Here is a 22,433-nt window from a genome sequence, read left to right as displayed (position 1 = left end):
TACTTTGGCTTAAATAGAGGTGTTACGATGTACAAGCTAATAGCTATTGACTTAGATGGCACTTTGTTAAATGACAAAAAAGAAATTTCAAAAAAAGATTACGAATCCATTCTGAGAGCTTATCATAAAGGCTTAATTATTATAATAGTTACTGGTAGAAGTTATTATTCAGCAAAAAAAATTGTAAAGGATTTTGGCTTTGATATCAATATTATTTCAAACAATGGTGCAATATTGCGCTATAGTAAAAATGATAATGATACAATATTAAAACACATAAAACAGGATGATTTAGATTACTTGCTTAAACTATCTTATGATATGGGTTTGGAACCTACTATACATGTTAATTATTATAGAAAGGGAATAGATTTAATCACTTCTTTTGATAATCCTAACAAAGAATATATTATGAGTTATGAAAATAGGTATATTTTTATTAATAAGGAATACATGAATAAGATAAAAAAAGCATTGTCATTAGTTTATATCGATGACAAGATAAAGATAAATCACTTCTATGGACAACTAATAAGAACATATGGGGATAGATTTTCATATCATATATTAGAAAACCTTAGAGTTTGTGGAGCAATGCTTGAGGTTCAAGAAAAAAGGTCAACTAAATACCAGACATTGATAGAATACGCTCATATGGTAGGAATAAGACCAGAAGAGATAATTGCTATTGGTGATGACAATAATGATATAGAAATGATACAAAATGTAGGTTTAGGAGTAAGCATGAGAAATGGTACTCAACTTTGTAAAATGAACGCAAGTATTGTAACAAATTTCGATAATAACAATTCTGGAGTATCAGAAGTATTAGATTTTTATTTAAAGTGAAGGTAGATATGATGCAATCAAATCTATATAGAGAGTATTCAGCATATTTAAAGAATAAATATGGATGCAAAGTATATAAATTACCAATCAATCTAGATCTGACTTGTCCAAATAGGGATGGCAACGTAAGCACTGGAGGATGTACCTATTGCAATGAGAAAGGTGGATCATTTGAGAATCTTCCAAATAGTTACACTATTAAAGAACAGTTAGAAAAGAATATGGCACTTATTAGGAAGAAATATAAAGCTGAAAAATTCATAGCTTATTTTCAAAATTATAGCAATACTTATATGGGTATTGAGGAGTTTAAAGATGTTATTAATCAAGCAATTACAGAGGATATAGTAGGTATTTCAATATCAACTAGACCAGATTGTGTAAGCGATGAACAAATAAAATTTTTAAGTGATATACAAGAAAAAATGGGTATAGATATAACAATAGAGTTAGGTCTTCAGACTTCTAATTATAAGACTTTGAAGAAAATAAATAGAGGTCATAGCTTAGCTGAATTTATAGATGCTTGTATTAGAATCAAAGCATATAAGTTGCGAATTTGCGCACATGTAATTTTAGATTTGCCATGGGATGATATAGATGATACTATTGAAACTTCAAAGATTTTATCAAGTTTAGGTGTTGATGAAATTAAACTACATAGTTTATATATTGTAGATAAAACTAAAATGGCAGAAGAATATATCAATGGAAAGTTTAATATATTGTCTAAAGAAGATTATATTAATAGAGTAGTATTATTCTTGGAATATCTTAACCCTAATATAGTTATTCAGAGGCTTATTGGTAGAGCACCTAGGGAGGACTCTCTGCTAGTTAATTGGAATCAATCATGGTGGAAAATAAGAGATGAAATAATTGAAAGTATGATAAAAGCACAAACCTATCAGGGAGCTAAGTTTGATTATCTTGGAGGTAGTGCTTTAAGAAATATACAATTTGACAAATAAGAAAGGTAAGGTGGTTAACATGGTTAAATTCATCTTAGGGGAGCAAGGCTCTGGGAAAACAAAATGGTTAATTGACAATGCTAACAAGGATATGCTTGAAGGAAATGGAAACATTGTATTTGTTGATGTTGATGACGAACATATTTTTAGTTTAAATTATAATGTTAGATTAATTAATGCCATGGAATTTAACATTTTGAATGTTAAGAGCTTCTATGGCTTTTTGTGTGGAATTATGTCAATGGATTATGATTTAGAAAAAATTTACGTAGATGGAATCTACAAATTAATGAATCTAGAGCTTAAAGATTTAGTATTTTTGATAGATGCTTTAGAGAAAATATCTGAGAAATTCAATGTTGAGTTCTATATCAATGTTGATTACACACTAGATAAGATTCCTGAGAATTTAAAATCATATTGTTATGAAATAGAAGCATAATTTTTAGTAATTGAGTATTAACTAAATAATATATTAGATTGGGTGTTAGTTTTGTATTATAGTGCCAGGAAGAGTTTATTTAACATCTTTTTTGAAAACAGATCATCACTGATTTTGCAATATGAAAATGGAGATATAAGCAAAAGAGAATTTTTAGAAAATAATTACCATTTTGTAAAAAGCATGAATTTAAATCCATTTCTCAAAGTAGACAGTTTTGAGAAAGGAATTTATAATTATCAATATTATAATGTGTTAGCTAAGTACTATAAAATGCTTTCTAAAGAATCAAAAGGCAATAAAAAGCAAATAAAAAATTATGTCACATATCTTAATAAAGCGAATAATTATTATCACTTAAAGGATAAGACTACTCTAGAAATATTAAACCTCATTAATTTTTACAGAGTAGAAGCATATTACATTCAATGTGAATCAAAATCATTGAGTGATAAGCTTTACGAAATAGTATTGCTAGATTACAAAGAAGCCATTTTTCATTCTAAAGCTACATGGCTTTTAGAAGTGCTAAAAAAAGAGGGTGTATTTTCTGATCAGAAAAGGAAATCAATTATAGATGGATATATTAACGAAAAATATTAAACAGGCTAGTTATTGCTAGCCTGTTTTGAAATTATAAGGACAATTTCTTCAATTGATTGGCCACTATTCAGAGAGTAATTACCAGATCTTAGTTTAGTATCTAAACCTAGCTCTACTGCTTTAGCGACAAAATCTTTACTATTCTCAACAAGCCCGTTTTCCTGTAGTATTTTTCCTATGTCACTTGGCAAACTCCCATCAGGTATATTGACTTGTACTTCTCTCACTTCGGGGTCTACATTGCTTGGAGTTTCTGGTAATTCATTAGATGGGCTATTATTTTTGTCATCGGGTTTTGGTTCTTCCTCATTATCGATTAGTTCACTAACTTCGTTAGTAGGCAATTCACTTACATCGCTATCAGTGAATAAAATATCAAGTCTCCATCCTATTACTAGAATTACAACTGCAACTATGCCTATCATAATTATATAGTCTATTGAATCATAGAGAATATCTTTAAGCTTATCAAATGGTTTCACTATATCACTCCTAATATGTAACAATTAAGTATCTGGCAATATGTACAATTTATAGTATAATTATAGCATAATATAAATGAAAAGGTGATATAAGTTTGAAGGAAATATTAATTGATAAAAACGAAAATGAACAAAGGCTTGATAGGTTCTTAAAGAAGTATCTTTCTGAAGCATCATTGAGTTTTATTTACAAGATGATTAGAAAGAAAAATATAAAAGTAAATGGCAAGAAGGCTAACCCTGAAACTATTATTTACTGCGGAGATAAAATTGAATTATTTTTATCTGATGACTTATTAAACAAGTTGGTAGCCAATAAAGATACAGAGTACAAAAATTTTGATATGGATATTTGTTATGAGGATGAAAACATCATATTAATTAACAAACCAGTCGGCAAACTCTCCCATAGTACTACTGACAGTCGAGAAGACAATGTTGTAGATGACATGATAGCTTATTTGATTTCGAAAAAAGAATATGTTCCAAGACTTGAAAAAACATTTACTCCTAGCATCTGCAATAGACTAGATAGAAACACCTCTGGTATAATAATTGGTGTAAAGAATTATGATACTTTAAAAGCAGTAAACATGGCTATTAAGAATAATAAAATTAAAAAATATTACAAAACCATAGTTTTTGGTAGAATTGATAATGATTTTGTCAAATCAAGTTTTCTAGTTAAAAATGAAGTAAAAAACAAATCTATTGTATACAACAATCCAATAGATAAATCAAAGAATATTGAGACGGGTTTTAAAGTAATGCAAAACAATGATAAATATACATTGCTAGAAGTAGAACTAATAACTGGGAGGACACACCAAATAAGAGCCCAACTTTCACAAATAGGACATCCAATAATAGGAGATAAAAAGTATGGAATGCATGAAATCAATAATTATTTTGAAAAGAGATATGGTTTAAAATATCAACTATTGCATGCTTATAAAATTGTTTTCAGTGGGTTGGAAGGGAAACTTTCATATTTAAACAATAGAGAGTTTGAAACAACAGAATCTGATATATTTCTAGCAATTGAAAAAGACTTATTTTCAAGAGGTGTTTAATATGTTAAAAATTAATGTTGTTGGATATGGTGAATTAGAGGTTAAAGATGATGCTAGATTACTTGACATAAGCAAGATGATATTCAAAGAAAACCATAAAAAATATTTAGGAGCACGTATCAACAATGAAATATTTCCTTTATTTAAGTTTCCACACCAAAATGACACTATAGAGTTTATTGATATCAGAGATGTAGATGGCTATAGGATTTATACCAAAACAATTTCTGCATGCTTTATCCTAGCCTGTAAAAAGTTGTTTCCGGAGAACGATGCAATAATACATCATTTTTTGGGACCAGGATTATATTTCGAATTAAGTGGAAAAAGGAAAATCCATTTTAAAGACATGCAATTGATAGAAGAAAAAATGAAAGAAATTATCGATCAAGATATTGAGATAAGAAGGGAAGAGTTTGATAGAGAAGAAGCAATAAAGATATTTGAATCAACAAATCAAGAAGATAAAGTTCTATTGTTTAAGTCAGTTCCAAAATCAAAAATAAAGTTATATTCAATTGGAGATTATGTTGATTTCTTTCATGGGTATTTGGCTCCTTCTACTGGATATGTCAGAGAATTTAAGCTAAAGTATTATTATCCAGGGGTGCTTATATTATTTCCAAATATAAAAAACAACTTCAATATAACTAATTTTCAAGACCAAAGAAAGCTGGCAAAAATATTTGAAGAATCAAATGATTGGCTTGAAATTTTAGGATTATCAAATATAGGGTCTTTAAACGATCATATAAAAAACGGAAAGGTAAATGATATAATTCAAATTTCTGAAGCATTACATGAAAAGCGAATTGCCCATATAGCTGACAACATATGTAATGATCAAGACCTTACAATAATATTAATTTCCGGTCCATCTTCATCTGGTAAGACTACATTTGCTAAAAGGTTATGTACGCAGTTAAAAGTTAACGGGAAAAGGCCTGTTGCAATTTCGATGGATGACTATTTTCTAGATAGAGACAAAACACCAATTGGAAAAGATGGTCTTCCAGATTTTGAATCACTAAGCGCTTTGAATTTAGAGAAGCTTAACAGAGATCTGATATGCTTATTGGAAGGCGAAACGATTGAACTTCCTAGATTCAATTTTTTAACGGGCAAAAGTGAACATAGCGGGGAATTCATAAAAGTAGATATGGAATATCCTATCATAATTGAGGGCATCCATGCATTAAATCCAGAAGTAGCAAATGAGATACCAGATAAAAACAAATTTAAAATTTACATATCAGCTCTTACACAGTTAAATATTGATAACCATAATAGAATATCAACAACTGACACTAGGCTGATTAGAAGAATGGTGAGAGATATTAAGTTTAGAGGCAATGATCCTATTAGAACTTTTAATTTGTGGAAAGGCGTAAGGGAAGGAGAAGAAAAATATATTTTTCCATTTCAAGAAAATGCTGATGTTATGTTTAATTCTGCATTAGTTTATGAACTAGCACTTCTAAAAAACTATGTAATGCCCCTACTGAGCAAAATAGACAGTTCAAGTATTTTCTATAGTGAAGTTAAGAAGTTAATCAAATTTCTTGAATACTTCACTCCAATAACACAAACTAATTTAATACCTCCCCAATCGTTGTTAAGGGAATTTATTGGCTTTGAGCAATAGTTATGAGGTGACTAGCATTGAATAGAAAAAATAAATTACTAATATTATTGATGGCAATTCTCTTGTTAACTGCTTGTTCAAAAGAGAGCAACAAAAATTCATCACAAGATCTTAATAATACTGAAAATATAGAAGTAGAAACAGATAAAATTAAAATTCAAATCTCAAATATGAGTATTGATGAAAAAATCAGTCAGTTACTAATTATTGGAATAGAAGGATATGAATTAAGCCAAGACGAAATAGACCTAATAGATAAATATAACTTTTCTGGGTTTATATTTTTCGATAGGAATATAGAGACAAAAGAACAATTTATAGGTTTGATAAACAATATAAAAACTGAGAACAAGAAAAATGTGCATTGCTTCTTGTGTATTGATGAGGAGGGTGGAAGAGTAGAAAGATTGGACAAATTTTTCAAAGCAATTCCTCCTATGAATGAAATCGGGAACAAAAACAATGCTGAATTAGCTTTTAAAGTAGGAACTTTGTTAGGTGAAAAATTACAAACGTTTGGATTGAATATGAATTTTGCACCAGTTTTAGATATCAATTCTAACCCATCAAATCAAGTAATAGGAGATAGATCTTTTGGCAATGATCCTGATGTTGTTGCTAGATTGGGAAATGAGCTAGCAAAAGGTATATCCAATCAAAATATAGTAGCAGTAGGTAAACATTTTCCAGGTCATGGAGATACTGAAACGGATTCTCATTATGATTTGCCAGTAATTAATAAAGACTTGAATGACTTGGAAAAATTAGAATTAAAGCCTTTTATTTATAACATAAACAATGGGCTTAGAGCTATTATGGTTGGGCACTTATTCTTACCGCAAATAAGTAGCGAACCTAGCTCATTGTCAAATGAGATTATAAATGATCTTTTAAGAAAGAAATTAAAATTTAATGGGGTTGTTTTATCTGATGATATGACAATGGGTGCAATTGTCGATAATTACGATATAAGAGATGCTATATTGAAATTTTATTTAGCAGGAGGAGATATTGCATTAGTATGTCATGACAATAGCAAAATTCCTGATATTATCGATTATATAAAATTAGCATTAGAAAAAGGAACTATTTCAGAAACAGAGATCAATGAGAAATTATATCGAATTTTAACATTGAAGAATGATTATGAGATCAATAATGATAAGATAGATTATAGCATGGTTGATAATCATATCGAAAAAATCAATACAGAAATAAATAATCTGAATTTGGAGGTTGAGTAGAATGAAATATGTTGTGGGTGTAGATTTAGGAGGAACTAAAATCAATGCAGGTGTGGTAGACGAAAAAGGAAATATCCTCAAAAAAGCAAGTGCTCCAACCAGCAAGACAGGTAATCGCTTAGAAATATTGGATAAAATAGAAACACTGATAAAGGAGCTTAACACAGAATACAATATTGATGGCGTTGGTATAGGCTCACCAGGGTTCATAGATTCAGACAAAGGTGAAGTGCTTACAATCTCAGGTAATGTAATTGGATGGTCTGGCACAAAAATAAAGCAAGAATTAGGAAAGCGCTTTAACTATCCAATTCAAGTAGAGAATGATGCCAATGCAGCAGCTATTTGCGAAGGATGGTTAGGTTCTGCTAAAGATTATAATAGTTTTGTAATGATAACATTAGGTACAGGACTTGGTGGAGGAATAGTAGTTAATAGAGATTTGATAAGAGGATCTCATTTTCAAGGGTCTGAATTGGGCCATGCTATTCTGTACCCAAACGGTGTAGAATGCAGTTGTGGCCAAAAGGGTTGTGTGGAAAGATATATATCGGGAACTGCAGTAGAATTTTTTTACCATAAAAAAACTGGTAAAAATCTATCTGGCGAGGAAATATTTTCTAAATACTATGATGATGTAAATGCAAAAGAAGTAATAGACAAATTTGCAATGGATTTAGGATATTTCCTAGTGAGCCTAAAAAACATTTTGGATCCAGAAGCTGTTGTAATAGGTGGAGGAGTTATACTATCTAAAGACATTTGGTGGAGCAATATGATTAACCATTATCATAGTCTAGTAAACGATGACCCTGGAATTCAAATATTACCTGCTAAATATTTAAATGATTCAGGAATTGTTGGTGCGGCAAAAGCAATATTAAACAAGATTAATAGTTAACTATTAATCTTGTTTAATATTATCTAGATTATGTATCAAATACAGGCTAACAACTATGAAAACAAACGATATTATACTAACTATCTTCATTCCTCCAAATTCATATATCTTTGATGCTGTAAGCGAATAAAATGTAATTGTCAAAGCATTAACTGTGTACATTAAACTTAAAAATGTTCCACGCATTTCTTTTTCAACTTCTGTTATATAAGTTTGAAATGCGCTAAATCCTCCGTCAAGACCTAATGCAAAGACAAATGAAGCTATTGCTAGAATCAATAAATTATTAGTAAAGCCTATTGGCAATAAAGATATAATCACAAGACAAAAGAATAATTTAGAATAATTTAAGTTTCCAACTTTGTCCGAGAAAATTGCAGAGGATATTACTCCAAGGATTGTTCCAATAGCAATTAACGAATAAAAAGAACCTATTTTAGACTGATTAAAGCTGAAATTTGTAGAAAGATGAAGTCCTAGATAATTATAAATGAGTGTTGGTGCAGTTATGATAAGAAAAAGCGATGTAAGTATTTGCAAATTCTTTGGCTTTTTAGCAATATCAAATATATTCCTTAATTGCACATTTGGAGTACTCATTTTTCTTGAATCAGGCAAAAAAATAAGTGTAATAAATGGAATGATTGCAATTAATGCTAAAGGATAGTACACAAATTTTAAATTATTATATTTATTTACTATAAAGCTTGCATAAACTGGACTTGTTAGTATTGCCAATGCAAAAGAAAACCTCATTATTCCATTTGCTTTGCCTCTATTTTCATAATTAATAAAATCAGATAAATAAGAGAGCATTGTACTCATAAGAGTAAAATAAGATATTCCTATCAATACTCTTCCAATGCTAAATAATATAGCATTGCTTGAAAAACCGCATATGACACTTCCTAATATGAAAAACATTAAACCAGACAAAATAAATCTCTTTTTACCATATTTATCAGATAAATATCCGATAATAGGAACAAACATACCAGATAATGAATACCCTAAGTTTAATAGTATAACATTTGAACCCTTTATGCCAAAAAAGCTTGAAAGAAATGGAGCTAACGGACCGATAAAATTCATTTCCAGAGCTATGATGAACTGAATAATGAATACACATACAAATACTAAAGCTATAAACATTTTACACCTCGATATTCTAGTATTAATTAATTTATTTATATTATATAATATTAGTGTATCTAAATAAATACATATTACAAACTTTGGAGGTAAATATGCTGAAGAGATTTATTTCTTATTATAAACCGCACAAGAAACTATTTGCAATTGATATGTTTTTTGCATTATTATTATCTGTATTTGACTTGGTTTTCCCAATATTTACTCGAAGGCTGATTAATGAAGTAATCCCAGAAGGAAATATGAGAATACTGTTAAATTCGACAATTATAATGCTTTTAATCATTTTTCTACGATATATCAGTCAATACATCATAGCGTATTATGGTCATATTTTAGGTGTTAGAATTGAACGTGACATGAGAAAAGATATATTTGTTCATTTACAGACTTTGCCTTTTAGTTATTACGATAATAATAAGACTGGGCACATAATGTCTAGAATTGTCAATGACTTAAGAGATATAACTGAATTGGCTCATCATGGACCAGAGGATTTATTTATATCTTTGGTAATGTTAGTTGGATCATTTATTATACTATTACAAATAGAATGGCGTTTAACACTAATAATATTTAGTTTTATTCCATTGATGCTTTTATATTCTATTAAAAAAAGGAATAAGATGGAGTCATCATTTAGAGAAGTAAGGAAGAAAATAGCGGACGTGAATGCTCAATTAGAAAACAGTATCTCTGGCATAAGAGTTGCAAAAGCTTTTACAAATGAAGAATATGAAATAGAAAAATTCAACGAAGGCAATGAAGCGTTTTCAGATGCAAGAAAGAATTCATACAAGGTAATGGCAGAATTTACTTCTGGGATAAACTTAATGTCAAGCATATTGAATTTATTAGTTATTTCTATCGGAGGATATTTTGTATATCTGAATATAATAGACTTGGGAGACTTATTTGCTTATACATTATATGTCAATTTTTTCATGCAACCGATAAGGAGATTAACTGAGTTTACACAACAGTATCAAGATGGAATGACTGGTTTTGAGAGATTTATGGAAGTAATGAATATAAGCCCAAATATAATTGATAATCCCAATGCAATTGAAGCTAAAGATATTAAAGGCGATATCTTTTTTAAAGATGTTTCATTTAGTTATAATAATGGTAGTAAAAAAGTTCTAGATAATATCAATTTTTATGTAACTAGAGGGAAGACTGTTGCAATAGTTGGCCCATCTGGTGTTGGAAAAACTACTCTTTGCCATTTAATTCCAAGATTTTATGAAGTGACAGAGGGAAAAATCATGATCGATGGAGTGGATATTAGAGATTATACATTAAAATCTTTAAGGCAGAATATAGGTATTGTCCAACAGGACGTATTCTTATTTACTGGCACTATTAGAGAAAATATTCAATATGGAAATCCCAATTCAACAGAAGCAGATATTATAGAAGCTGCGAAAAAAGCTAAAATTCATGAATTCATTGAGAGCCTGCCTTTTAATTACGAAACTTATATTGGAGAAAAAGGAATTAAATTATCAGGTGGACAAAAACAGAGAATTTCCATTGCAAGGTTGTTTTTAAAAAATCCACCAATATTGATTTTAGATGAAGCTACATCATCACTTGATACTGAAACAGAAATGCTAATTCAGGAATCTTTTAAAGAATTATCAAAAGGTAGGACTACTTTGATTATTGCACATAGACTCTCTACGATAAAAAATGCTGATACAATAATCGTATTGACAGATGATGGTATTAAAGAAATTGGCACTCATGAAGAATTATTAGCTTTAAAAGGTGTATATTTTAATCTTTATACTTACCAATTTTCAAAAGCATAGATGTTGTAATACTTTTGTAACAACATCTAACCCTGCTACGTGTATAATACACATAACGGAGGGATTTATATGAAGCGAATATTTAGGCTTATATTTATAATTTTAATTATATTATTAATAATATTATTTAGTGGTAAAATTAAGGATAATGAAAGTAAAGCTTTAGCACAATCAATCGATGTATATTCGCTATTGTCTAATTACTACTATGATAATTTCATTGAGGAAGAGATAAAAAATGAAAAGCATATAAAGGAATACAATATTGCAGAGAATAAACAAGAAATTATAATTAGGGATTATTATTTGAAAATTGAGGAAGAAAATAAAAAATTAAAAGCTAAAAATATAAAATCTACAAAAAACGCCTATTTGACTTTTGATGATGGACCTTCAGATAAAAGCACTAAAGAAATACTAGAGATACTAGATAAATATAACGTAAAGGCTACTTTTTTTGTGTTAGGCAGCATGGCTGAAAAAAATCCTGAAACTCTTAAATTTATTCATGAAAGCGGCCATAGTATCGGGAACCATGGCTACTCACATAATTACAAATATATTTATAGTGGTACAGAAAAATTTTTTTCTGATATTGAAAAATGTGAATCTGTACTAAAGAGTATATTAGGAGATGACTTTTATACAAAGCTTTTACGTTTCCCTGGTGGATCTTCAGGAAATAGAAAGTTAGAAATCAAAAATGAAGCATTATCAAGAGGTTATGATGTTGTCGATTGGAATGCATTAAATGGTGATGCTGAAAAATCAAATCCATCAAGAGAATACCTAATTAAGAGGTTTAAAGAAACACACAAAAATAAAAAAAATATAATCATTTTGATGCATGATACAAATGCAAAGGAAACAACTGTGGAAGTTCTTCCTTATATAATTGAAACTTTGATAAACGAAGGATATACTTTAAAAGCTTTAGATGAAAAATAATGGGGGACATTATGAGAATAAATATCATGATAGTTGAAGATGAAGAGCCAATAAGAAAATTTATAAAAATAAATTTGGATAGGGAAGGATATATTGTACATGAAGCTTCATCGGGAGAAGAAGCTTTGATAAAAGCACAAGAAGAACACGTTGACATTGCAGTATTGGATGTGATGTTGCCCGGAATTGACGGCTTCGATGTACTAAAAGAATTGAGAAATAAGTATCCTAAGATGGGGATTATTATGTTGACAGCTAAAAGTCAGGATACTGATAAAATCATGGGATTAGAGTATGGTTCTGATGACTACATGACTAAACCTTTTAATCCTGTGGAATTAATCTTGAGGATTAAGTCATTAATAAGAAGACTTGATTTCGATAAAGATAATCAGAACATTTTAGAGCTTGGACCATTTAGACTTGATATGGCTTCTAGAGAATTCTATAAGAACAATGAAAAAATAGAGTTAACAAGAACTGAATTTGCAATAATTGATCTATTTATGTCGAACCCTGGTAAAGCGTTTGACAGAGACAAAATATTAGACATAATTTGGGGAGTAGATTTTTCTGGGGATGGAAAAGTTGTTGATGTGAATATAAGACGATTAAGATCAAAAATAGAAGAAGATCCAAGCAAACCAAAGTATATCGAAACTATTTGGGGAGTAGGGTATAGGTGGAGAGAAGAGGACTAGTCTAATTATGAAAAAAAGCATAAAAAGTAGATTAATTAAAAATTTCATGATAATAATCATACTAACAGTGTTAATAATTGAAATAAGTTTGATTAAAGGAGTCAAGGAATATTTTTATAACAATGTAGAGACAATTTTAACTAACCAATTAGAGTTATCAACTACTTTTTTCGAACGTTATTTTTCTTCTTCTGACCTTTCGGATATCATTATAGATGATGTAGATGTATTTTGGCTGCATACAAAAGCACAAGTTCAAATATTAGATACTAACGGTAAAGTTTTGATGGATTCATTAGGAGTGGATCACGAAAAAAATATTGATTCTGAAGAAGTTAAAAAGGCATTGTCAGTAGGAAAAGCAACTAAAATAGGTGAAGTTACATATACGAAAGATCCTGTAATGTCAGTCTCTATGCCATTGCTAAAGCAAAACAAACCAGTTGGTATAATGAGATTTACTACAAGTCTAAAGATAGCTAATGACATGGTTATTCAAATTTCAAAACTATTAATATGGTTGGGCTTTGCGGTTGTTGTAATATCAGGACTTATCAGTTATTTATTGGCAAAGTCAATTGTAAAACCAATTAAGGAATTGACTCAAGTAGCTGAGAAAATGGCAGATGCACAATTCAAAGTAAGAAGCAAAGAATACAAAGATTCTGAAATAGACAAACTGTCATTAACATTAAATTACATGGCTGAGGAGGTTACTAGAAGAGAAAGAATTAAAGATGATTTTATATCATCAGTAACGCATGAATTAAAAACTCCTCTTACATCAATAAAAGGATGGGCAATTACTTTAAAATCTTATGATAACTTAGATAGAAAACTTTTACAAGATGGTCTAGAAATAATTGAAACTGAAAGCGATAGGTTGACAAATATGGTTGATGAATTGCTAGACTTTTCACGATTTACATCAGGTAGAATTTATTTAGTTAAAGAAGTAATTGATATAAATCAATTGGCAAAACTAGTTGCAAATCAATTGATGCCTAGAGCTATTAACAATAATATTGAATTCAACATATCAATTCCAGAAGAGAAGATATATATTGTTGGTGACATAAATAGAATTAAACAAGTGCTAATCAATATTTTAGATAACGCTTTTAAGTTTACTGGTAAAGGCGTCGTTGATTTTATACTATATGAAGATGCTAAATATGTATACATTAAAATTGCTGATAATGGGCCTGGAATATCAAAAGAAGATTTACCTCACATCAAGGAAAGATTTTACAAAGGAAACAATACTAACTCACACAGCGGTATTGGTTTGTCAATTTGTGATGAAATAATGAAGCTCCATAATGGTATTTTTGAAATTTATTCTGAGGAAATGAAAGGCACAACAGTAATTGTTGGTTTTTTGAAAGAGGAGGAAATACAATGAAAAATATAAAAATATTGTTGTTAATGTTTTCATTGTTTCTACTTGTTGGATGTAGTGCTCTTAAAATCGATAATGTTGAAATTATTGAGTCTCCTAACAACGAAAAACCTCCAATCATTGGAAAATGGGAAATTACAGAAGTATTGTTTAGGTATGACACTACAATAGACTATGATGATGAATATATTGGTAAGGAATGTTTTTTTCATAAGGATGCTATTTTACTAGTTAGTGATTATGCTGATAAACCAAAATATAATATTAAAACAGTTGATTTAAGAGAATACTTACTTTATAGATTTAAATTAACAAATGAGAATTTAGGACTTACTGATCAAGAGGTAAAAATAATAACTATAGTCAAAGATGAGAATTACTTTGCTGAGTTTATTAAACTCAGCGATGATAAAATGTTATACTATTTTGATGATGCATTTTATAAATTGGACCTAATAGATAATGAAGTTTCACTTGATGAAATTGAAAGGTATATCGAAATTGAAAAGGCAATTAATATGCCACTAGAAAGCTCGAAACCAGATGAATATAGTTCAGGAATTTTATTAGGGATAAAAACTCAAAAATTAGATGAAGATAAAAAAATTTTAGATTGGGACTACGAAACTATTTGGATAAATATGCAAAACAAACAATTATCGGGAGTATATAGAGTTGATAAAATATTAGTGCCCAGGAAGAATGGTTTTTGGGCAATAGAACAAAATAGAGTATATGCTAATGAAAGCATATATGATAAAATAGAGGCAAGTCCAATCGTTACAAAGGATTATGGTAATAGTGAAACAGCCTACACTAGTATTAGTGCTAATGAAAATTATCTGACTGCAACCAATAAAGTGAAAAAAATACCTTCGATTCTAAAGAATATATTGTTTATCGGGAATGATTATGTTTCGGTTGAAAACATTGATATAGAAAGGGATGATAGAAAAACTCTACAAGTTTATGCTATCGATAATCTTTCGGAAGAAAAACCAATAAAGCTTTCTGATTTGATTGGTGAGAATGGCACTGTTTTGTTCAATGATGGCGCTAGAAATGTAACTAATTTAGAAAAAGATGTGGCACTCAATGAAGAAAATTTCGGTCTTGTTAGGAGAAACGGCTACTGGACACTTAAAGGCAGAGTGAATTACAAAGAGAACGGAGAAGAATTTTACAGCGATTTCAGCATTAAAGCTCTGCCGCCTAAAGATATGGTAAGCTATGATAATCTTGCAATCCCATATGAGATAATAAAGCTAAATGTACCAAACGTAGTAGATGTTTTTTCATCTCCAAATAATGACTTTATTGTAACAGTAACTCAAGATAAACTTGTTATATATTTGATAGATGAAGATGATATCAATAGGATCCCAATAGCAAGCATTCCTTTGGAAAAAGAGTTTACTATAATAATGTCTGAGTGGGCAACTGGAAGGTATCCTAACATATGGCAAAAAATATTAATAGAACAAGGAGCAAGTGAAGTGGAAGTACAAAAATAGTAATAGAAAGGATAGATTTATGGCAAAAGTCAAATCATTTTTATTAAAAATATCAGATGCCTTTTCTGGACTTAAAGATTATTTAGGAGATGCAAATGTCTTATTTATTGTTCTTTTGATTATTATAGTATTAATTTTAACTATCAACTATATTTACAAGAAAAATAAAACTTTAAATTATTTGCCAGGTATAATTTCTTTAATTGCAGGTCTAATAATTCTGATATTAAATATAGGGGACTTGATGAGCCCATTTAATTTAGCAAAATTGGAAATGACAATTGTACTTTTAACTGCAGGCTTATGTGGCATAGTATTTGCTAAATTGTTGTCAGTTATAAAGAAAAGCAATAAGAGAATCAAGAACTCTAAGAAAAAAGAGAAAGCTACCGAATAAGTGCCTAATAAATAAGTCATAGGTTGATCAACTTATGACTTATTTATTAGATGCATCTTTTCTTTATGTGACAATGATTTTATTTCAATCTCTCTTTTTAGAGCTATAGATTTATTATCGAATGATTCGTAATATACAAGTTTAATTGGCAGTCTACTTCTCGTGTACTTTGCACCTTTACCTGAGTTGTGGGTTTTGAACCTCTCTTCAAGGTTGTTAGTAAATCCAGTGTATAAGGAACCATCAGAGCATAAGCCAATATATACATAATACATTTTATTGATTCTCCTCATTAGAAAAAGCGAAATCTACAATTTTCTTTGACACCTCATAATTATGGCCTTTTCTTTGTAAAAAAGCAATAGCCTTGGCAGTTGCTTTATATCTATCAACAGCATATTCATTAATGAATTTTGATTTTACTAAATTGCACAGTTTTTCATAATCATAGTCTGAATAGCTATTAAGTATATCCTGAATTATTGATTCAGCAATCCCTTTTTTCCTTAACTCATAAGATATTTTATATTCACCCCAGTTATTGTTAGAAGATTTATATGAAATGTATTTTTTTGCATACTCATAATCATCTAGAAATTCATTATCTATTAGTTTTTGAATGACTACTTCTACAACTGAATTATCATAATTTTTCTTTATAAGATAATTTTTAACTTCTAAAACGGTTCTGTCTCTATAGGATAAATATCGTAGTGCTATTTCATATGCTTTTTTATAAATAACATTATTTTCTACTGTACTTGTATTACATTTATTCTCAATGCATTCATCATTTTTTATCACTATTTGTTCTTCATTATCAAAGATTATGTATTTCTTATTGTCTTCTTGTTTTAAATCTTTAATTACTTTCATTTTAATCAGCAGAGTCCTTTTTAATAACTAAATACATACCTATTAGTACTAATAGTATTGGCCATAGTTTTTTAACATTTAAAAATACATATCCAAACTCATACGATAATATCTTAGCAAGCAACAATAATCCAATAATTACTAGAGCGATGCCTAAGTATTTCATAGAATTATTATATTCATAATTTGTGCCCGTATTAGCTTCAACAAATTCATTACTTTCTGGAATGATAATAGCACAAATGATATAGGCTATCACCATAGCCCCAAAGGATATTAAAGATAATACTATGAATGCCAATCTAACAATCGTTGAATTGATGTTAAAGTATTCGGCTAATCCACCGCACACCCCAAAAAAAACTCTATCTTTCTTAGAACGAGTCAATTTTCTCATTTTATCACCTCGTGTATATGATATCAGAAAAAAGTGAACAAATAAATATAAAGTTAAAGAATTCCATTTATTTATAAACTGTGGTAACATTAAAGATGGTGATGAAAATGTTTAATATAATATCCATACTAGCTAAGTATATTTTTGTATTTATTATTTATATGTTTATTTTTTTGATTATCAGGATGATTTATCTCGACATAAATTCGTTGTCAAAACACGAAAATTTCAAAGGTGCTTACTTGAAATTATTAAACAGATTGGATGATTTACCATATAAATTAAATGACAGCTATTCGATTGAGGAAGAAATTTCATTGGGTAGGAACAATGATAACGATATAGTTTTAAAAGATCCATACATTTCAAAACACCATTTCAGAATAGTAAAAGATGAAAATGAATATTTTATTGAAGATTTAAACAGCTCAAATGGGACTTATGTAAATGGCGAGAGAATAATCGATGTAAAGAAACTGACATATGGAGATATTATCAAGGTAGGTAACATTGAGTTTATGTTTATAAATCAAGAGTAGGAGAAAAAGATGAAAAAAATGAATTTTAAAGTAACAAGAAATTTATTATTTATTTTTGAACTAATCTCACTATCATTAATTTTTTTATATAATTGGCCAAATTTTGATAAAAACACTATATATCTCTCTTTAGGCTTAATAGTGTTAGTCTATGTTTCTAATATATTGCTTTTTAAACTCTCAAAAGGTGATCACTACATATTTTTGATTATATGTATGTTAATGTCTATAGGTGTTATAATGATTTATCGAATTGATCAGAACTTGGGTTTAAAACAATTAATATGGTTATATGTCGGAATTATTAGCTTTTTTATTACTTATCTAATTTTTAAATTATATGATAATTGGAGTAAACACTTTAATTTATATTTAATATCAAGCTATATACTTTTTTTTGCAACACTTGTATATGGATTTAGAACACATGGCTCTATTAGATGGCTTAGCATTGGAGGCATATCTTTTCAACCTTCAGAACTCATAAAAATTATACTTGTTTTCATATTAGCTTGTATTTATTCGGACAGAACTTATTTGTCGAGTCCTAGAATAAGTAAATACAAAGAGATTATAACAATGGCCATTGTTTATTCATTTATAGCAATTTTATTTGTGCAACGAAATCTAGGAGCGTCACTAGTTTTTTTTGCTATATTTATTGGAATTCAATATATCTATACTGAGAATTCTAAATACACTCTATTGAATTTGATGCTATTTGCATTTGGAGGAACAATGGGGTATTTTCTATTCGATCATGTGAAGATAAGATTTTTAACATGGCTAGATCCCTGGAAATATATAGATACAATTGGATATCAGATAACTCAGTCTTTGTTTGCAATTTCTGAGGGTGGGTTTTTTGGTACTGGCATTGGAAGAGGACAACCTAATTTTATTCCCTTAGCATATAATGACTTCATATTTTCAGCTATAATTGAAGAAATGGGGATATTTACCGGAATTGCAATAATTATGTTGTATCTAATATTTGTTTATAGAGGGTTTAAGATAGCTTTAAAACAAAACGATGTTTTTTACAGAATCATATCAATCGGGATTAGCCTATTATTTGGAATCCAAACATTTATAATCATAGGTGGTGTAATCAAATTAATACCACTTACAGGACTAACCCTTCCTTTTATCTCATATGGAGGCACCTCAATATTGACTAGCTTTATTGCATTAGGGATATTGCAAGGAACTTCTGAAAAGTATAATCATGGAGGTCCTAGTGATGAATGAAATTGAAAGAAAAAAGATATTAAGAGTTTTATCTATAATGGTATTATTGAATATAACATTGGTTTTATATTTAAGCTATTTTCAGATATTTCAAGCTGAAAAAATTAAGCAAAATCCATACAATAAAAGATTATGGGCTAACGAAGAAAAAGTATTAAGGGGAAGTTTTTATGATAGGAACAATAAGACTTTAGTCTATTCGGAAAAGGATGAAACGGGCAATATAGAACGGATATATAAATATGATCATTTATACAGCCACATAATAGGATATAGCTCACGAGAATACGGGAAATCTGGATTAGAAAAGACCTATAATTCATATTTGATTGATGATGGTAATATTTTCGATATTAATGCAATAAAGGACCTATTTAACGCTGAGGGTATAGGCAATGATATTGTACTTACAATAGATCATGATATGCAATTAAAAACAAGGGAATTATTGTTAGGAAAAAAAGGTAGTATTATTACAATGAATCCAAAAACAGGCGAAATATATTCTATGATAAGTATGCCAGATTTTAATGTAAATGCGTTAAAGGATGATTGGGCTAGCATAATAGATGATACCAATAGCCCACTATTGAATAGAGCTACACAAGGCTTATATCCTCCTGGTTCTACTTTTAAAATAATTACTACTTTATCATCACTTCAAAACAATATCACAAATGAAGATTTTGTATGTAGTGGAAGTATTACAATAAATGGGTATACCATTAGAGATTATGACAGCAAAAGTCATGGAAATATGGATTTGAACAAAGCATTTAGAGTATCCTGTAATACGTTTTTTGCTGAAACGGCTGTCAAGCTAGGTCAAGCAAATTTATTGCAAACTTCGGAAAAATTCTATTTTAATAAAAATTTTGATTTTGATTTGGATATTAAAAAATCATCTTTTCCGTCAGATAAAATGGACAATACTGAACTTGCTGCTTCTGGAATAGGGCAAGGCAAAATTTTAGCAACCCCACTAGAAATGCTTTTAGTTGCATCAAGTATTGCAAATGATGGGAATATGGTTAAGCCATATCTAGTTTCAAAGATATTGACTCATGATGGTATTTTAGTGAAATCTAATACCACAGAGATTCTATCAAACATAGGAAGTCACGATAAAATAAACCAAATAAAAAATATGATGGTTGAAGTTGTTGAAAATGGGACAGGTACACAAGCTAAAATCAGCAATATTGCAGTGGCTGGAAAGACTGGCACTGCAGAAAATTCATCAGGGAAGAATCATGCTTGGTTTGTTGGATTTGCTCCTGCCGAAGATCCAAAAATAGCAATAGTTGTCCTATTAGAAGAAGAAGGGTCAACAGGTGGATCTAAAGCAGCTCCAATAGCAAAAGAATTAATTAAGTTTGGACTAAATAATATAAAATAGGAGGTTTTATTATGAATATTAAAGAAAGAAATGAAATACCTGACACATACAAGTGGAGGCTAGATGATATCTATAAGGATAATCATGAATTAGAGAACGATATAAGTATACTAGAAAGAAAATGGGAAGAAATATCCAAATTGAAAGGCAAATTAACTATTGACACAAATAATCTAATAAAAGGTTTGGAATTAAAAGATGATATCCTAAGGTTATCTGAGAAAATATACTCATTCGCAAGTATGCTATTTGATCAAGATACCAGGATAAATGAATCTTTAGCATTATTTGATAGAGCCCTAGCCATTTATTCAAAATCACTTGATGTCTTGTCGTTTTTTATACCTGAATTACTAAGAGAGAACGACAGTTACTTGAGATCATTACTCAATCAAGATATTAGGTTAAATAAATACACTCATTTCTTTGAAGACATTATAAGAAATAAAAATCATGTTTTATCTGATAAAGAAGAATCAATAATCGCTCAATACAGCGAAGTCTTAATGGCACCAGAAAATATATACTCTATATTTAATGGGGCTGACTTAAGTTTTCCAAGTGTAAAAAAAGATGGAAATGAGATTGAAATAACACAGGGAAATTTTATACAATTATTAGAAAATGACGACAGAGAGTTTCGACAAATAGTTTTTAATGAATTTTATAAAGTATTTTTTCAATATAAAAACACTTTGGCTTCAACATTAAATGGTAATATAAAAAAGAATACCATTACAGCAAAAATTAGAAAATACAATTCTGCTATTGAAGCAAGTCTTTCAGAAAACAATGTAGAAACTGTAGTTTATGATAATTTATTAAATTGCATTCATGAAAACTTAGATACATTACATAAATATATTAGCATTAGAAAGAGCGCAATGCAGTTAGATGAAATTCATATGTATGACCTATATACTCCTATAGTAAAAGATGTATATCCCAATATAGATTACGAGACTGGGAAAAAGATGGTGTTAGAAGGGCTTATGCCTTTAGGAGAGGAATATATTAGCATTGTAGAAAATGCTTTTAATGAAGGTTGGATTGATGTTTTCGAGAATAAGGGTAAAAGGTCAGGAGCTTATTCTGGAGGTTCGTATGATACAAAACCATATATTCTACTTAACTATCATGAGAGATTAGACGATGTTTTCACGATTGCTCATGAAATGGGTCATTCTATGCATAGTTATTACACTAGAAAGCACCAGCCATACATTAATGGCAGTTATAGTATTTTTGTAGCTGAAGTAGCTTCTACAGTTAATGAAATATTGTTATTGCTTAATCTAATAGATAAATCGTCAACAAAGGAAGAAAAAGCATATTTGATTAACCACTATATTGAAAGTTTTAGAACTACTGTGTTTAGACAGGCAATGTTTGCTGAATTTGAAAAGAAAATATATGAATATGTTGAGAATGACAATGCAATTACAGCAGATTATTTAAGTAATACCTACAAAGAACTAAATAAATTATACTACGGTAGTGAGATAGTAATAGATGATTTAATTGCTGTAGAATGGGCTAGAATACCACATTTTTATTATAATTTTTATGTATATCAATATGCTACTGGATTTTGTGCAGCAGTTACGCTAGCCACAAATATAAAAAATAAAGAAGAGGGAAGTTTAGAAAAATATTTAGAATTTTTAAGAAGTGGTTCTTCGGATTATCCGATTAATGTGTTGAAAAAAGCTGGAGTAGACATGACATTGGTAGAACCAATTGAAAAAGCTTTGAACATATTTAAAGATTTAGTAGAGTCATTTGATAAATTGATATAATTGAGTGATATTTATAAAATGCTTCCATTAA

23 protein-coding genes are annotated in these 22,433 nt (G+C 29.3%); 18 read left to right on the top strand and 5 right to left on the bottom strand.

Annotation, left to right across the window (positions count from 1 at the left end; translation table 11 throughout):
- Positions 1 to 27 precede the first annotated feature (27 nt).
- Genes BO51_RS06110 through BO51_RS06095 form a run of 4 tightly spaced genes read left to right on the top strand, consistent with a single transcriptional unit; the run spans position 28 to position 2,865 of the window.
- Positions 28 to 849, top strand: a complete 822-nt coding sequence (locus BO51_RS06110; RefSeq protein ID WP_496484953.1) for a Cof-type HAD-IIB family hydrolase — start codon at positions 28 to 30, stop codon at positions 847 to 849.
- An 8-nt stretch (positions 850 to 857) separates the two neighbouring features.
- Entirely contained in the window at positions 858 to 1,820 is a 963-nt protein-coding gene (gene mnmL, locus BO51_RS06105) for a tRNA modification radical SAM protein MnmL/YtqA (protein ID WP_496484951.1), read from the top strand.
- 19 nt (positions 1,821 to 1,839) lie between these two features.
- Complete coding sequence (locus tag BO51_RS06100) at positions 1,840 to 2,262, top strand: hypothetical protein (RefSeq protein ID WP_496484949.1); 423 nt, start codon at positions 1,840 to 1,842, stop codon at positions 2,260 to 2,262.
- Between the two features lie 42 nt (positions 2,263 to 2,304).
- Complete coding sequence (locus tag BO51_RS06095) at positions 2,305 to 2,865, top strand: DUF6648 family protein (RefSeq protein WP_496484947.1); 561 nt, start codon at positions 2,305 to 2,307, stop codon at positions 2,863 to 2,865.
- A 5-nt stretch (positions 2,866 to 2,870) separates the two neighbouring features.
- Here BO51_RS06095 and BO51_RS06090 read toward each other — a convergent pair whose 3' ends face one another.
- On the bottom strand, positions 2,871 to 3,347 hold the full coding sequence (locus tag BO51_RS06090; protein ID WP_496484945.1) for a hypothetical protein: 477 nt from the start codon (positions 3,345 to 3,347) through the stop codon (positions 2,871 to 2,873).
- Between the two features lie 95 nt (positions 3,348 to 3,442).
- Here BO51_RS06090 and BO51_RS06085 point away from each other — a divergent pair, with 95 nt between their 5' ends.
- The 4 genes from BO51_RS06085 to BO51_RS06070 are packed head-to-tail and all read left to right on the top strand — an operon-like array spanning position 3,443 to position 8,210.
- Entirely contained in the window at positions 3,443 to 4,420 is a 978-nt protein-coding gene (locus BO51_RS06085; protein ID WP_496484943.1) for an RluA family pseudouridine synthase, read from the top strand.
- A 1-nt stretch (position 4,421) separates the two neighbouring features.
- Complete coding sequence (locus tag BO51_RS06080; RefSeq protein WP_496484941.1) at positions 4,422 to 6,065, top strand: uridine kinase family protein; 1,644 nt, start codon at positions 4,422 to 4,424, stop codon at positions 6,063 to 6,065.
- Between the two features lie 17 nt (positions 6,066 to 6,082).
- Positions 6,083 to 7,309 carry a beta-N-acetylhexosaminidase gene (gene nagZ / locus BO51_RS06075; protein ID WP_496484939.1) on the top strand — a complete coding sequence of 409 codons (1,227 nt, stop codon included), beginning with the start codon at positions 6,083 to 6,085 and terminating at the stop codon, positions 7,307 to 7,309.
- Between the two features lies 1 nt (position 7,310).
- The gene (locus BO51_RS06070; protein ID WP_496484937.1) at positions 7,311 to 8,210 is read left to right on the top strand and encodes an ROK family protein; all 900 of its coding nucleotides are present in this window, start codon (positions 7,311 to 7,313) and stop codon (positions 8,208 to 8,210) included.
- Between the two features lie 3 nt (positions 8,211 to 8,213).
- On the opposite strand, the gene BO51_RS06065 is transcribed toward BO51_RS06070, so the two are convergent.
- The gene (locus BO51_RS06065; protein ID WP_496484935.1) at positions 8,214 to 9,362 is read right to left on the bottom strand and encodes an MFS transporter; all 1,149 of its coding nucleotides are present in this window, start codon (positions 9,360 to 9,362) and stop codon (positions 8,214 to 8,216) included.
- A 95-nt stretch (positions 9,363 to 9,457) separates the two neighbouring features.
- Between BO51_RS06065 and BO51_RS06060 the strand changes: the two genes are divergently transcribed.
- The 6 genes from BO51_RS06060 (at position 9,458) to BO51_RS06035 (ending at position 16,141) form a co-directional block, all read left to right on the top strand.
- Entirely contained in the window at positions 9,458 to 11,179 is a 1,722-nt protein-coding gene (locus tag BO51_RS06060; protein WP_496484933.1) for an ABC transporter ATP-binding protein, read from the top strand.
- Positions 11,180 to 11,248: 69 nt separating this feature from the next.
- Entirely contained in the window at positions 11,249 to 12,127 is an 879-nt protein-coding gene (locus BO51_RS06055) for a polysaccharide deacetylase family protein (RefSeq protein ID WP_496484931.1), read from the top strand.
- A gap of 11 nt (positions 12,128 to 12,138) precedes the next feature.
- Positions 12,139 to 12,828 (top strand): response regulator transcription factor, encoded by a 690-nt coding sequence (locus tag BO51_RS06050; protein WP_496484930.1) that lies wholly within the window; start codon positions 12,139 to 12,141, stop codon positions 12,826 to 12,828.
- 7 nt (positions 12,829 to 12,835) lie between these two features.
- Positions 12,836 to 14,233 (top strand): sensor histidine kinase, encoded by a 1,398-nt coding sequence (locus BO51_RS06045; RefSeq protein WP_496484928.1) that lies wholly within the window; start codon positions 12,836 to 12,838, stop codon positions 14,231 to 14,233.
- Complete coding sequence (locus BO51_RS06040; RefSeq protein WP_496484926.1) at positions 14,230 to 15,744, top strand: hypothetical protein; 1,515 nt, start codon at positions 14,230 to 14,232, stop codon at positions 15,742 to 15,744. The genes BO51_RS06045 and BO51_RS06040 overlap by 4 nt, the downstream gene beginning before the upstream one ends.
- Positions 15,745 to 15,763: 19 nt before the next feature.
- Positions 15,764 to 16,141, top strand: coding sequence for a hypothetical protein (locus tag BO51_RS06035; protein ID WP_496484924.1), 378 nt, complete (start codon positions 15,764 to 15,766; stop codon positions 16,139 to 16,141).
- Between the two features lie 32 nt (positions 16,142 to 16,173).
- On the opposite strand, the gene BO51_RS06030 is transcribed toward BO51_RS06035, so the two are convergent.
- The 3 genes from BO51_RS06030 to BO51_RS06020 are packed head-to-tail and all read right to left on the bottom strand — an operon-like array spanning position 16,174 to position 17,414.
- A complete protein-coding gene (locus BO51_RS06030) occupies positions 16,174 to 16,416 on the bottom strand; it encodes a GIY-YIG nuclease family protein (protein WP_496484922.1) in 243 nt (80 codons plus the stop codon).
- A gap of 1 nt (position 16,417) precedes the next feature.
- A complete protein-coding gene (locus tag BO51_RS06025) occupies positions 16,418 to 17,017 on the bottom strand; it encodes a regulatory protein RecX (RefSeq protein WP_496484920.1) in 600 nt (199 codons plus the stop codon).
- Position 17,018: 1 nt separating this feature from the next.
- Complete coding sequence (locus tag BO51_RS06020) at positions 17,019 to 17,414, bottom strand: PspC domain-containing protein (protein WP_496484918.1); 396 nt, start codon at positions 17,412 to 17,414, stop codon at positions 17,019 to 17,021.
- 107 nt (positions 17,415 to 17,521) lie between these two features.
- Here BO51_RS06020 and BO51_RS06015 point away from each other — a divergent pair, with 107 nt between their 5' ends.
- Genes BO51_RS06015 through pepF form a run of 4 tightly spaced genes read left to right on the top strand, consistent with a single transcriptional unit; the run spans position 17,522 to position 22,402 of the window.
- Positions 17,522 to 17,953: an FHA domain-containing protein gene (locus tag BO51_RS06015; protein WP_496484916.1), complete on the top strand. Its 432-nt coding sequence runs from the start codon at positions 17,522 to 17,524 to the stop codon at positions 17,951 to 17,953.
- 9 nt (positions 17,954 to 17,962) lie between these two features.
- Positions 17,963 to 19,204 (top strand): FtsW/RodA/SpoVE family cell cycle protein, encoded by a 1,242-nt coding sequence (locus tag BO51_RS06010; RefSeq protein WP_496484914.1) that lies wholly within the window; start codon positions 17,963 to 17,965, stop codon positions 19,202 to 19,204.
- Positions 19,197 to 20,603, top strand: coding sequence for a peptidoglycan D,D-transpeptidase FtsI family protein (locus BO51_RS06005; protein ID WP_496484912.1), 1,407 nt, complete (start codon positions 19,197 to 19,199; stop codon positions 20,601 to 20,603). Before BO51_RS06010 ends, BO51_RS06005 begins: the two co-directional genes overlap by 8 nt.
- 11 nt (positions 20,604 to 20,614) lie before the next feature.
- Positions 20,615 to 22,402, top strand: coding sequence for an oligoendopeptidase F (pepF, locus tag BO51_RS06000; protein WP_496484910.1), 1,788 nt, complete (start codon positions 20,615 to 20,617; stop codon positions 22,400 to 22,402).
- Positions 22,403 to 22,433 lie beyond the last annotated feature (31 nt).

Source organism: Soehngenia saccharolytica DSM 12858 (assembly GCF_059568515.1).
Note: the sequence above shows the minus strand (reverse complement) of the source record. Positions and strands in the feature narration are given on the sequence as shown.

Bases quoted from the DNA above. Each gene is read 5' to 3' on its own strand.
- mnmL (WP_496484951.1), top strand. From the start codon at position 858: ATGATGCAATCAAATCTATATAGAGAGTATTCAGCATATTTAAAGAAT.
- BO51_RS06060 (WP_496484933.1), top strand. From the start codon at position 9,458: ATGCTGAAGAGATTTATTTCTTATTATAAACCGCACAAGAAACTATTT.
- BO51_RS06065 (WP_496484935.1), bottom strand. From the start codon at position 9,362: ATGTTTATAGCTTTAGTATTTGTATGTGTATTCATTATTCAGTTCATC.
- BO51_RS06080 (WP_496484941.1), top strand. From the start codon at position 4,422: ATGTTAAAAATTAATGTTGTTGGATATGGTGAATTAGAGGTTAAAGAT.
- BO51_RS06025 (WP_496484920.1), bottom strand. From the start codon at position 17,017: ATGAAAGTAATTAAAGATTTAAAACAAGAAGACAATAAGAAATACATA.
- BO51_RS06045 (WP_496484928.1), top strand. From the start codon at position 12,836: ATGAAAAAAAGCATAAAAAGTAGATTAATTAAAAATTTCATGATAATA.
- pepF (WP_496484910.1), top strand. From the start codon at position 20,615: ATGAATATTAAAGAAAGAAATGAAATACCTGACACATACAAGTGGAGG.
- BO51_RS06055 (WP_496484931.1), top strand. From the start codon at position 11,249: ATGAAGCGAATATTTAGGCTTATATTTATAATTTTAATTATATTATTA.
- BO51_RS06110 (WP_496484953.1), top strand. From the start codon at position 28: ATGTACAAGCTAATAGCTATTGACTTAGATGGCACTTTGTTAAATGAC.
- BO51_RS06100 (WP_496484949.1), top strand. From the start codon at position 1,840: ATGGTTAAATTCATCTTAGGGGAGCAAGGCTCTGGGAAAACAAAATGG.
- BO51_RS06035 (WP_496484924.1), top strand. From the start codon at position 15,764: ATGGCAAAAGTCAAATCATTTTTATTAAAAATATCAGATGCCTTTTCT.
- BO51_RS06005 (WP_496484912.1), top strand. From the start codon at position 19,197: ATGAATGAAATTGAAAGAAAAAAGATATTAAGAGTTTTATCTATAATG.
- BO51_RS06030 (WP_496484922.1), bottom strand. From the start codon at position 16,416: ATGTATTATGTATATATTGGCTTATGCTCTGATGGTTCCTTATACACT.
- BO51_RS06015 (WP_496484916.1), top strand. From the start codon at position 17,522: ATGTTTAATATAATATCCATACTAGCTAAGTATATTTTTGTATTTATT.
- BO51_RS06050 (WP_496484930.1), top strand. From the start codon at position 12,139: ATGAGAATAAATATCATGATAGTTGAAGATGAAGAGCCAATAAGAAAA.
- BO51_RS06040 (WP_496484926.1), top strand. From the start codon at position 14,230: ATGAAAAATATAAAAATATTGTTGTTAATGTTTTCATTGTTTCTACTT.
- BO51_RS06010 (WP_496484914.1), top strand. From the start codon at position 17,963: ATGAAAAAAATGAATTTTAAAGTAACAAGAAATTTATTATTTATTTTT.
- BO51_RS06020 (WP_496484918.1), bottom strand. From the start codon at position 17,414: ATGAGAAAATTGACTCGTTCTAAGAAAGATAGAGTTTTTTTTGGGGTG.
- BO51_RS06070 (WP_496484937.1), top strand. From the start codon at position 7,311: ATGAAATATGTTGTGGGTGTAGATTTAGGAGGAACTAAAATCAATGCA.